The following is a 12,163-nucleotide window of genomic DNA, read 5'->3' on the forward strand; positions in this document are numbered from 1 at the left end:
TCATATTAACAGATTATAAGATTGGCTTGTTTTGAATTAACTGGTCAGTTTAAGTTTTGCTTGAGGCCGTATTCGCAGATAAAGCTGCATTGGGCTCTTCTTTGATTAATACCTTGGCTAAAAACAAACCAAGCTCAAACAACAACCACATCGGAATCGCTAGCATCAGCATCGATACACCATCGGGCGGTGTGACAACGGCGGCAACGGCAAAACATCCCACAATAATATAACGACGTTTGTCTTCTAAACTCTGGATGGAGACGACACCAACCAATATCAATAGTAAGGTCACGACCGGAATTTCAAAAGTCAGTCCGAACACCATAAATAATTTGAGCGCAAAACTGAGATAACTGTCGATATCTGTCATTGGTAAGACATTCTGTGGGGCAAACATAATAAAGAATTTTAGAACCCCTTTGAGAACGATGAAGTACGCAAATGCTACGCCAGAATAAAATAAGAATATAGAGGAGAGTAGTACTGGAATCGCAATTTTCTTTTCTTTTTTATACAAACCTGGTGCTACAAATGACCAAATTTGATACAGGATATAAGGCATAGCAAAAAATGCAGCGACAAAGATAGTTAGACGTATCGGTGCCATAAAGTTAGACGTAATGTCTGTGGCAATCATGGTCGAATTGGCAGGTAATTGTGCGACTAATGGGTCTGATAATAAGTTATATAGCTCGCGTGAAAACCCGACTAACGCTAAAAATATAATCAATACCGCCACACATATTTTGATTAAGTGCCTGCGTAACTCAATCAGATGCTCGGTGATGGGCATGTCAGCCATAGTACTTAACGCATCTGTAGATTCGTGTTTATCCATTGAATCAGTAGTGGTTTCTTTATCTGAACCAGTGAGTTTTTCTTGGCGGCTTTTTGTGTGTTTAAACAACCCCATCAGTCAGCCTCCTGTATATTTGCAGAAGCTTTTTTTTGCAAAGGACTATCGAAGGAATCAATTAAATGACTGTTTAATAATTTATCTGCTTGATAGTTCGGTAAGTAAGGCGGCTCAGGTAGACGGCGGGCTTTGTCATAAGCACTAAGACGAAACCACATATTCTCCCATGGTCTAGTCGTGAGGACTTGGGTGATAATGTGTGGACTGTCATTAGATTCAGCGGGCACGTTATTTGTATTGCTGCTACTGTGATTGTCTACTGCCGAGGCTTGCTGCAAATCATTTGAATTGTCAGTATTGCTATAGGCGGCGTCGAACTCTTTTGGAGCAGGTGCTTGATGACTGCCTACGCTACTATTGATTTCGCTGTTTTTAGTGTTTTTATGACCATCGACGATATCATGGGTCGCTCTCAGCGTTTGGTTTTGTGAGGATGCAAACTCTTTCATATTGCCACGCATTTCTGCCATCTCACGTCGCATGTCCGCTTCAGTCTGGCGAATTTTGGCAAGCTCTTTTTGCATTTGCTGCCGTGTTTCAGCCAAGTCTAGCTCAGCCTCTATCTCAGACTGTAGGGTAGATACCGTACGGCGAATCTTGGCATACCACTGCCCAGCCGTCCGCGCTGCCTGAGGCAGTTTTTCTGGACCCAGAACAATCAAGGCAATAATGCCAAAGATGAGTAATTCAGAAAACCCAATATCAAACATAATGGTTGAGTGTCACTATCTAGGAACTACAGGTCGGCTAGGTACTATAGACATTATACGTTGTGCTTATCGTCTGTAGGGGCTGCATTGATATCGCTACTATTGGCGTTGTCAGTAGCTGAGCGATCTGTGGTACGCGTGTTGTCATCGTGATCAAGCACAGCGTGCTTTTTAGCATGCTCTGTATTTTCATCTTTGACCGCTTCTTTAAAGCCTTTGACCGCACCGCCCAAATCTTTGCCCGCATTTCTAAGTTTAGATGTGCCAAATACAACTACCACCACAACCAATAGTATCAGCCAATGCGTAATAGAAAAACTGCCCATAAAGGTATCCTTATGTCTTGGTTTTCAGTCTGTATATGAATACTTTGTGTTTATATTACCGTGATATATTAACCAAAAAGTATCGACATATAGCGCGACGTTAAAAGAGCTATATTATAACCTGCACTTGTGACAAAAGGGTGAAATGGCAAAATAATCAAACAGAGTAGCTGGTTATTTTACGATTTCACAAGTTGCTTTTACTAGACTGGTTTTGCAATATCACCAGTTATCGTGACGCTTTTTCATCGATGCCTGATAAGCCAAAGCGACGTCCTAGCTCGTTTAACACGGCATCTGACTCTATGTCGAACCACGCCAGTCCAACGAGTGTATGGAACCAGACATCCGCCACTTCATAGATGAGTTCGTGACGAGCATCATCGTATTGAGCTTTGTCTGCCTCTGCATCACAGCTCGCAAAGTCTTTGGCAGCGATAATGCTTTCTGTACTTTCTTCACCAACTTTTTCTAAAATTTTATTCAAACCTTTAGCATATAGGCTTGCCACATAGGAGCTATCAGCATCGGCTTGCTTGCGCTCAACCAATACCTGATCAAGCTGCTGCAAAATGGAGGCATTATCCGGTTGGCTATCACTACTAATCGTATCATCTTTGGTCATAATACTACTTACACTAGCATCATTATTTAGATGAGTAGCATTTACCTCTGTGTTATAGATATCCGAAGGATCTTTCAATACTTTATCAACGGTTTGCCACTCAGGTGTTTGCCCAGATAAATCTAAACGCTGATAAAAACAAGATTCACGGCCAGTATGGCAAGCGATACCACCGGCTTGTGTTACGCTAAGCACGATCACATCTGCATCACAGTCCAAGCGAATTTCATGTACGGTTTGAGTATGTCCTGAGGTTTCACCTTTATGCCACAACTTATTGCGTGAACGTGAAAAATAAACGGCTGTTTTGGTTTGTGCAGTTAGTTGCAGCGCCTCTGCATTCATCCAAGCCATCATCAAAATACGCCCAGACTTATGATCTTGGGCAATCGCAGGAATTAAACCATCAGTATTAAAAGTTACGGCAGTCAGCCAAGCAGGTAAAGTCATAATATATCTGTCGTCTTATGAGTATTGAGTAAGAAATGGTCAATGGTTTATAACCATTCACTTTTTAGGTCTTGAGTGAATAGCTATTTGAGCAAAGACAGCATGTTAAAAAAATAGGATATGTTCAATAGGTCTAATATCAAATCTTAAATAAGTGTGGGTACAGCGCTTCTTTTATACTGTTATTAAGTGTAGCGGTCTTATTGAGTTGGAAGTCGTAACCAATAAAGTGTAATCGTGCGGTAGCAACCGTATCACCAGTTTGCATCCGTGTGACCTTTATCACTATATAACCACCGTTATCATACAAGGGTTCAATGCCTATCTCAAACAAAAGCTCTTCACGAAATCGTGCAAGTCTATTAACACTCAACTGTAACTCATCAATAATCAAGCCTTGATAGTCAGAGTTGACCTCTTTAATCCCTCTTGAATACAAAAATCGCAATCGAGCCTCATTCAACAATGCTGTCAATGACTCCAGCGTGAGATGATGGCCTGTATCAATTTCAGTATGCCGCACACGCATCACTGTTTCAAAGACAAATAGATCGTTATCAAAGTGCAACTCTTTTTTTGACACGTTATCTCCTAGATTGATGGCAGTTAATAGCTTCTGCTTTTTATCGTATAAATTGGCAGTATCATGATAATGAGCTTATGATACAAGGATAATATTTGTGATAAGTAGTCTTGTATGACGAGCGCTTAGATTGTATCAACGCTTGGTCTCTACCAAAGCAAGGTTTAGGTTGTCATTCAATTCATTTGAAAGAAAACCTACCACTTTGTTCTCGTTGCTATAAAAAGAGCTATGAATTTGATTATACTCTTTATTTATAGTGATGGTTGACTACTACAAGTCTGAAACTTTACTTGGCAAAACAGTGCATTATCTGCTAAAATACGGCCTCCCACCTCAAGGCAAATAGCAGTTTAGTGGTTGTTTTTATACTACTACGCTATATTAACTATTTGACGACCAGGTTCTATTAAAGACAAAGAGGCAAGTCATCATGAAAGTTAAGATGAAAACCAGAAGCGGTGCCGCTAAACGCTTCAAAAAAACAGCAAACGGATTCAAGCGTAAGCAAGCATTCAAAAGCCATATCTTGACCAAGAAATCAGCTAAGCGTATTCGCCAGTTGCGCGGTCTGAAGATGGTGGACAAGTCTGACGAAGCAGCAGTTCGTCGTATGTGCCCATACATCTAATAGCCTATCGTCATGTGTTTTTAACAAAGAGTTATCTCTTTAATTAAAAATATTTGGCTTGCAATCTGACAACGATGTTTATCAATGAATAACATTGTTGATCGTTTAACAATGATTAAGAATTCTTGGAGTAATTTATGGCCCGTGTAAAACGTGGTGTACAGGCGAATCGTCGTCACAAAAAAATCCTAAAACGTGCAAAAGGCTACTACGGTGCCCGTTCACGTGTTTACCGTGTAGCGGTACAAGCAGTGACCAAAGCTGGTCAATATGCTTATCGTGACCGTCGCAACAAAAAACGTACTTTCCGTCGTCTTTGGATTGCACGTATCAATGCTGGTGCACGCTTAAACGGCTTAAGCTATAGCCGCTTTATCAATGGTATGAAAAAAGCAAACATCGCAATCGATCGTCGTGTACTTGCTGACATCGCTATGCATGATGCAGCGACTTTCACAGCATTGGTCGAAAAAGCAAAAGCGGAATTGGCCTAAATATTAACCGTCCTTTAGGTAGATTACTTAGTAAATACATTACTTGATAAGTAATCATCTAAATGGATAGGACTAATATTGATTAATAGTATGATATTAATAAAAGCTACCGCTGGTCGGTGGCTTTTTTTATATTAATTTATTTTAAGGTTGGCTTTATCAGAGATAAGCTGCCCCTTTAATTTTTTGATATAGCATTTCTTACCGTCTAAATATTCAAGCCATTCATACTGCTAGCCTTTGGTTTAAAATGATAGGGCAAATGGTTTGCAATATTTGGTCAAACCCCTACAATTACTAATCACTATTATTAATAGTCCGTTTAAATCAGGAATAATGCGTCTTATGACTACCCCTGCTGCTATCAACGATTTGTCGGCGCTACCGACCTTATCCTCAGAGCTTAACGAGTTGACAGAGTCTCAGCTAACAGAATATGCCAATGCCGCTGAAGCATTGGTTTTACAAGTCACTGATGCACGCGCTTTGCAAGATTTGCGTGTGCAATTAACAGGCAAAAAGAGCTCACTAACTGGCTGGTCAAAGCAGATGGGCAAGCTCAGTGCTGATGACAAAAAAACTTATGGTGGTTGGTTACATGCGGTACGTAGCCGTATTCAACAGACATTGACTGATCAGCAACAACAGCTAGAAGTAGCTGCACTAAATGCCAAACTCGAAGCAGAAAGTATTGATATTACATTGCCTGCTCGCGGTGGTCAAAAAGGTCACTTGCATCCGGTTACGATGATTACCCAGCGTATGCAGCAGTATTTTGTGCAAGCAGGGTTCAATGTGGCGACTGGTCCTGAAGTCGAGAGTGATTATTATAACTTTGAAGCACTCAATATTCCATCGCATCACCCTGCACGAGCGATGCATGACACATTCTATTTTGATGCGCATTACTTATTGCGTACACATACCAGCCCAGTGCAAATTCGTACGATGAAAAAGAATGAACCACCCATTCGTATTATTTGTCCTGGTCGCGTTTATCGTAATGACTCAGATCAAACTCATTCACCGATGTTCCATCAGTTAGAAGGACTTATGGTCACAGAGTCGAGCACATTTGCTGAGTTAAAAGGTTTGATTAGTGAGTTTTTGGAAGCGTTTTTTGCCAAAGAGCTGACTGTACGTTTCCGTCCATCATTTTTCCCATTCACAGAGCCTTCTGCTGAGGTGGATATCTTAGATGACAATGGCAAGTGGCTTGAAGTGATGGGCTGCGGTATGGTGCATCCACAAGTGCTGACCAACTGTGGTATCGATGCCGAAAAATATACGGGTTTTGCTTTTGGTATGGGTATTGAGCGCTTTGCGATGCTGTATTACGGTATCGATGATTTGCGTTTGTTCTTCCAAAATGACGTACGCTTTTTAAAGCAGTTTGGCTAGATTTTCGTTCTTGATATTAATACGTCTACCTTTATTCTAAAATTCTGATCCGAGATACTTATGAAAATTAGCGAACAGTGGCTACGTCAATGGGTGAATCCCACAAATACCAGCGAACAGTTGGCCGAACAATTAACAATGGCAGGACTTGAGATTGATGACCGTTATGCGGTAGCTCGTGCTTTTAGTGGCGTGGTCATCGGAGAGGTCGTCAGCGTCGAACAGCATCCAGACGCTGATAAACTGCGAGTCACGCAGGTAAATATCGGTGAAGCTGAGCCGCTACAAATCGTCTGCGGTGCCCCTAATGTCACCGTCGGTATGAAAGCTCCAGTTGCCACAGTCGGTGCAGTTTTGCCAAGTGATGATAAGAAAGGCTTTAAAATTAAAAAAAGCAAACTACGTGGTGTTGCCTCTAATGGCATGCTCTGCGGTGCTTCAGAAATTGATTTAACTGATAACATTGATGGTTTGCTTGAATTGCCAACTGATGCACCAATCGGTATGGATATCCGTGAGTATTTGGGTTTAGATAATCAAATACTGGATATTTCAATCACTCCGAACCGTGGAGACTGCTTTAGCGTACGTGGTATCGCTCGTGAAATATCAGTCATTAACGACCTACCAATACAAATGCCAACTATCGCTGACAACATCACCATTACTGAAAATAGCGCAACACCAAGCGTTACAGTGAATGCCGTTGAAGCATGTCCTCGCTACTTATTACAATCGATTAGCAATATCGATCGTAGCATTGAGACACCGAAATGGATGCAGGATGCGCTCGTTCAATCAGGGCTACGTTCACATAACTTTTTGGTTGATGTGACCAACTATGTATTGATGGAATTGGGTCAACCGCTACATGCATTTGATGCTGATACCATCGTTGGCGATATCGTTGTGCGTCTGGCAGAGCCTGCGGAGACCATTACTTTACTCAATGAACAAACGGTTACCTTAACAGGTGATGAGTTAGTCATTGCTGATGATAAAGGCGCACTGGCACTTGCTGGTATCATGGGTGGTCAGCGTAGTAGCGTTACGGATAGCACGACCAATATTGTGCTAGAAAGTGCTTTCTTTGGTCAGCTTGCTATCGCCGCTCGCGCACGCCGCTTTGGTTTACATACTGATGCGTCGCAACGTTTTGAGCGTGGGGTGGATTTTGAGTTACCAGCGCTAGCATTGGCACGTGCTTGTGACTTAATTATTAGCGTCACTGGCGGTCAAGCGGGTCCTATAGTAAAAGCTGAGAGTAGCGAGCATTTACCAGTGCGTGCGCCAATTACTTTACCAATCACTAAAGTTCGTGATGTCATCGGCATTGAGATTGAGCCAGCAGAGATGGTTCGTATTTTGACTCAGTTAGGGTTCGACGTAGAGCAGCAAGAGGATGTGCTAGTCTGTAAGCCGCCATCTTATCGCTTTGATATGAGTATTAAAGAGGACCTCATTGAAGAGATTGCCCGTATCTATGGCTATGACAATATCCCAAGCGTCCTGCCACATTTGCAAGTCAGTATGGATTATGATGACACGGCAGATTTGACCCATCAGATGAAGCTGTCACTGGTCGATAATGGCTATATGGAAGCGATCAGCTTTAGCTTTAGCGATGCAAAACTAGAAGCGTTAATTGATGATGAGGCTTTGGGAGAAGTGTTGGCATTGGCCAATCCTATTTCTAGTGACTTGGCAGTGATGCGTCGCACCTTACTATCTAGTTTATTGCCTTGTGTACAATACAACCTAAACCGTCAACAACCACGTGTGCGTTTCTTTGAAACGGGTTTGAGTTTCGTGGGTCGTAGTGTTAGTGACTTGCTACAAACGCCAAGTATTGCTTTGGTAGCAGTTGGTGATGTGTGGGATGAGCAGGCTTATCAAAACCGTGCGCTAGACTTTTATGACCTCAAGCATGATATTGAGCAATTATTACCTGCACAGATAGACAGCGCACGTGTTCGTTACGAGCGCAGTGAACTAAACTTCTTACATCCTGGGCAGAGCGCTAAATTATACATTGATGATACCTACGTTGGTTGGTTGGGACAACTGCATCCTAGTACAGCAAAGCAATTAGACCTACCTGCCACTTGGGTTGCTCAATTATCATTGGCACCCTTGCTAACCCTTGCTCGTGAGCAACATACGATCACCACACCAAGTAAGTTTCCACAAGTACGCCGTGATATTGCAGTCTTAGTAGATAGTGATATCAGTTTGCAAACATTAGAAACCACGATTCGGGCTGCTGCAGGTGAATTGCTCAGTGATCTTTGGTTGTTTGATGTATATCAAGGCGACAAAGTACCAGCAGGCCAACGCTCATTAGCTTTTGCACTGGTATGGCAAGACAGTACGCAAACATTATCTGATGATGCTGTGAAAACCACGACTGATAAGGTTGTACAAGCGCTAATAGAACAACACTCAGCACAGCTACGCGATAGCTAATTTTTTATATCGATATAAATGCTCTGTAGTCTTGTCATTCATGAGGCTATGGGGCATTGCTATTTGTAAAAAAATCATAAAAAAGTTAAGTGGTTATTAATAAAGGACTTTAACACGGTTTTTGTTAAAAAGATGTCCAAAACCCTTTATAATAGCTACCCTTAACCCTCATACCGCTAGACCATGATATTCGACATCACGACATAGCATAGGAGTCGTACTGTGAGCACTTTAACCAAATCTGACATGATTGAGCATTTGATGAGCCACCTTAACCTAACACGCCAAGAAGGTCGCTGTCTGGTAGAGAACTTTTTTGATGAGCTGTCAGAGAGTTTGATTGATGGCAAAGAGGTCAAGCTTTCAGGCTTTGGCAATTTCGAGCTTAAAGACAAAAATAGCCGTCCAGGTCGTAACCCCAAAACAGGGGAGCCAGTTGCGGTATCAGCCCGACGTGTAGTCACGTTCAAAACAGGACAAAAATTTCGTCAACAGGTTGATGAGCGCTTGTTTGATGCCTAATACAGGCTTTTGAGTTAATAATATGAATATGATGATCTAAGCATTTTGATGTTTAGGTCATTTTTTAATATTTTTTATATAAGCGTGTTTATTACTGCCTATACATGAGTGCTGATATTAGGGTCTGTTGAACATTCAAATATTAGGACTGCTTTGCCCGTTTGCAAGGCGAGAGCTGTGATCGAGTGGAGGGCAGGGCTATTTTTTGCCAATACATGGCGACATTGTCTAACCTAGAACGACTAGGCGTCAAAAATTTCCCTGCGTATTGTCTAAAAAATAGTCACTGCCAGTATCACATTTGAATGTTCAACAGACCCTAGTAGATATCATAAATAATAGGCACAAAAAAAGAGAGCTAAGGCTCTCTTTTTTACTACCGTAATTTTATCATATAAACGATAAAAATTACTGAGCAGCTGGTGCTTCTTCTTCAGTAACAACGTCGTCTGATGCATCAACAGCAGCCATGTCGCCTTCAGCAGCTTCGCCATCTACAGGAACTTCAGCAGCAACTTCGGCTGTAGCATCAGCGATGTCAGTTTCAGCAGCATCAACAGCAGCTTCAGCGTCAACAGCAACTTCTTCGCCTTCAGCAGCAGCTTCGCTTAGGTCGTCTTGTGCTTCTTGTACTTCACCTTGTGCATCATCTAGGTTGTCAGCAGCTTCTTCTGTGTTGCTACCACAAGCAGTTAGGCCCATAGTTGCAGTCATGATACCAGCTAGAGCAAGTAATTTAAGTTTCATAGTGTTTTCTCCGGAAAAATGAAATGACCAGTAGTAGTAACATAAGTTGAAATTTGAGATTTCTCATAATCCCACAAGTCTTAGTCACAGCTACTCAGCTTGCACGCATTCTATATTTTTTCTATCTAAATGGAAATAGTCCGTACAATTAAGTAACAATAAAAATATAAGTTTAATTTTACTTCGTATATTTATTATTATCTTTAATATAATAAAATATATTGGTGGAAATAAAATTAAAGATATTAGATTGTTTTTAAACAGTTTTTCTAAAATTTTGCGTACAGTTAACTTTGCAATAATTTACTGCATTTATCTCCATGAATATAGTAAATAAATGTAACGATTGTAGCAATATAAGTAAAATAGAGAGCTATTGGCTATCAAACGCACTTTATAAACCTTGAATTATCAAGGTAAGTAATGATGCTAACGGTTATATTGCATGAATAATTATTAGGGTGTATTGAGTATTAAATAGCGCCTATTAGTGAATGTTTGATAGACCCTAGAGCGTATCCTCACTTTGAAAGTGCAGATAATATCGAGATATTAGCAGGCTACTTGAAGCAGTTTGGCAAATAGTTAGACATTTTTAGTCCATTTAATATTTATTGTTTAGGTTGAGGATACACCATAATATAAACAGTATTATATATCGTATGTTTAAGGAATAAAGTTATGAAATGGCAAGGTCGACGTGGTAGCTCAAACGTACGTACTAGTAGTAGTGGCGGTAAGGTAGTGGGTGGCAGTATTGGCGGTATTATTATTGCTGGTATCCTATGGTTAGTATTCGGAGTAAATCCGATGACGGCTTTACAGACGGGTCAGGTAGTCGCAGGCAGTGGTAATAATAATACCTCTACCGAAGCTGCAACCAGTAATGATCGAGATACGCAGTTTGTAAAAGTAGTATTGGCTGATACAGAAGAAGTTTGGCATCAAATATTTAACGAAGCAGGTAGTACCTATAAAGAACCTTCCTTAATTCTTTTTACAGGTCAGGTCAACTCAGCGTGTGGTAGTGCTAGCTCTGCAACTGGTCCATTTTATTGTCCAGCGGATCAGACGGTTTATTTAGACACATCGTTTTTTGTAGAAATGAACCAAAATCTAGGCATCACTGGTGACCAGCAAGGATCTGGTGAGCAAGATAATGCTGGCAAAGCAGGTGACTTTGCACAAGCGTATGTTATTGCACATGAGGTTGGTCATCATGTGCAGACTTTACTAGGTATCAGTCAACAAGTTAGCGAAGCCAGTCGTCAAGTGACGCAGGTAGAAGCCAATAAGCTGTCAGTGCTACAGGAGTTGCAGGCAGACTGTTTCGCAGGTGTTTGGGCGCAGCGTAATCAAGAGCGTGTAGAGTTCTTGGAAGCGGGTGATATCGATGAAGCCATCAATGCAGCCAGTCAAATCGGTGATGATCGTTTAGCGAAGGCCAGTGGTGGAGCCGTTGTACCTGATAACTTTACTCATGGAACCAGTCAGCAACGAGTGTAATGGTTCACTCGTGGTTTAGAGAGTGGTAGCGTTCAGTCTTGTGATACTTTCAGTGGTGCCTTATAAAGGTATTTCGTGTCTCCTCAAAGAAAGAAGATTCCTCCAAATGCAAAAAACCTGCAATCGATTGCAGGCTTTTTTATGTCAGCTAAGATTCTATCAAGGTGGGATGCAGCCTTGATAAGATTAATTAGCGAGTTTGATCAAGAATATAAGCACCAGCACCACCAATTGCTGCACCACCAAGTGCGCCCTGAGCGATATCTTCGCTATTGCCGCTACTCTTAACGATAGCACCCGCAGCAGCACCAACAGCAGCACCTTTAGCAGTGTTGCTCAAGCCACTGCTATATCCGTTAGTTGCACAGCCGCCCATGATAAGAGCAGAGCTAGTAAGAGCAGTCATTGCAATAGTTTTAGCAAATTTCATAATATCACCTGTTAAGTTATCAAGTTAGTTAATCATAGTCAAAGCACGATATTTGCATTGTCCAAGTATCTTGGTACTAACATTCAGTATTAGGGTACTTGGGCAATAGTCTTGAAATGACCTATTTTGTTATCGTAAGACATATCGTGGTCTGTATTAATAAAGACTGCGTTAAATGTACCAAAAATTGATACTGCTGTCGATTTGTGTAGCAGAGTATGCTTATAGTAACCCGACTACCAATTTATGCGCGTAGTAAAAGCGCTATTCTTTGCAAATATCCTGTAAAGGATGTTTCTCCACTGTGTCCTTGATGAATATTTTTCTGGAAGTTATTACACTTGCATAGATAT

The 12,163-nt window shown here is 41.2% G+C and carries 12 protein-coding genes and 1 pseudogene; 6 read left to right on the top strand and 7 right to left on the bottom strand.

The annotated features are described in order from the left end of the window. Positions 1 to 49 precede the first annotated feature (49 nt). The 5 genes from tatC to ACT3RN_RS05735 form a co-directional block, all read right to left on the bottom strand. Positions 50 to 916, bottom strand: coding sequence for a twin-arginine translocase subunit TatC (tatC, locus tag ACT3RN_RS05715; RefSeq protein ID WP_192520221.1), 867 nt, complete (start codon positions 914 to 916; stop codon positions 50 to 52). After that, complete coding sequence (gene tatB / locus ACT3RN_RS05720) at positions 916 to 1,629, bottom strand: Sec-independent protein translocase protein TatB (protein WP_192520222.1); 714 nt, start codon at positions 1,627 to 1,629, stop codon at positions 916 to 918. The genes tatC and tatB overlap by 1 nt, the downstream gene beginning before the upstream one ends. A 53-nt stretch (positions 1,630 to 1,682) precedes the next feature. Next, on the bottom strand, positions 1,683 to 1,955 hold the full coding sequence (tatA, locus tag ACT3RN_RS05725) for a Sec-independent protein translocase subunit TatA (RefSeq protein ID WP_192520223.1): 273 nt from the start codon (positions 1,953 to 1,955) through the stop codon (positions 1,683 to 1,685). 229 nt (positions 1,956 to 2,184) lie between these two features. Further along, positions 2,185 to 3,030, bottom strand: coding sequence for a phosphoribosyl-AMP cyclohydrolase (gene hisI / locus ACT3RN_RS05730; protein WP_192520224.1), 846 nt, complete (start codon positions 3,028 to 3,030; stop codon positions 2,185 to 2,187). Positions 3,031 to 3,169: 139 nt separating this feature from the next. Next, entirely contained in the window at positions 3,170 to 3,613 is a 444-nt protein-coding gene (locus tag ACT3RN_RS05735) for a thioesterase family protein (RefSeq protein ID WP_192992277.1), read from the bottom strand. A gap of 433 nt (positions 3,614 to 4,046) precedes the next feature. On the opposite strand from ACT3RN_RS05735, the gene rpmI reads away from it, so the two are divergent. The 5 genes from rpmI to ACT3RN_RS05760 all read left to right on the top strand — a co-directional run bounded on the left by rpmI (position 4,047) and on the right by ACT3RN_RS05760 (position 9,127). Continuing rightward, a complete protein-coding gene (gene rpmI / locus ACT3RN_RS05740) occupies positions 4,047 to 4,244 on the top strand; it encodes a 50S ribosomal protein L35 (protein ID WP_011281253.1) in 198 nt (65 codons plus the stop codon). A gap of 137 nt (positions 4,245 to 4,381) precedes the next feature. After that, complete coding sequence (gene rplT, locus ACT3RN_RS05745) at positions 4,382 to 4,738, top strand: 50S ribosomal protein L20 (RefSeq protein ID WP_011281252.1); 357 nt, start codon at positions 4,382 to 4,384, stop codon at positions 4,736 to 4,738. 345 nt (positions 4,739 to 5,083) lie between these two features. Then, on the top strand, positions 5,084 to 6,139 hold the full coding sequence (pheS, locus tag ACT3RN_RS05750) for a phenylalanine--tRNA ligase subunit alpha (RefSeq protein ID WP_192520256.1): 1,056 nt from the start codon (positions 5,084 to 5,086) through the stop codon (positions 6,137 to 6,139). A gap of 60 nt (positions 6,140 to 6,199) precedes the next feature. After that, positions 6,200 to 8,605: a phenylalanine--tRNA ligase subunit beta gene (gene pheT, locus ACT3RN_RS05755; RefSeq protein ID WP_192520257.1), complete on the top strand. Its 2,406-nt coding sequence runs from the start codon at positions 6,200 to 6,202 to the stop codon at positions 8,603 to 8,605. A gap of 222 nt (positions 8,606 to 8,827) precedes the next feature. After that, positions 8,828 to 9,127 (top strand): integration host factor subunit alpha, encoded by a 300-nt coding sequence (locus tag ACT3RN_RS05760; RefSeq protein ID WP_110923573.1) that lies wholly within the window; start codon positions 8,828 to 8,830, stop codon positions 9,125 to 9,127. Positions 9,128 to 9,535: 408 nt separating this feature from the next. On the opposite strand, the gene ACT3RN_RS05765 is transcribed toward ACT3RN_RS05760, so the two are convergent. Then, entirely contained in the window at positions 9,536 to 9,874 is a 339-nt protein-coding gene (locus ACT3RN_RS05765; RefSeq protein ID WP_192520258.1) for a hypothetical protein, read from the bottom strand. Between the two features lie 681 nt (positions 9,875 to 10,555). Between ACT3RN_RS05765 and ypfJ the strand changes: the two are divergent. Beyond that, positions 10,556 to 11,446: pseudogene (ypfJ, locus tag ACT3RN_RS05770) on the top strand (KPN_02809 family neutral zinc metallopeptidase). 124 nt (positions 11,447 to 11,570) lie between these two features. Here ypfJ and ACT3RN_RS05775 read toward each other — a convergent pair. Continuing rightward, entirely contained in the window at positions 11,571 to 11,810 is a 240-nt protein-coding gene (locus tag ACT3RN_RS05775; RefSeq protein WP_192520259.1) for a hypothetical protein, read from the bottom strand. Positions 11,811 to 12,163 lie beyond the last annotated feature (353 nt).

The sequence above is a fragment of the Psychrobacter sp. AOP5-GZ1-6 genome, assembly GCF_052376345.1.
Classification (GTDB): domain Bacteria; phylum Pseudomonadota; class Gammaproteobacteria; order Pseudomonadales; family Moraxellaceae; genus Psychrobacter.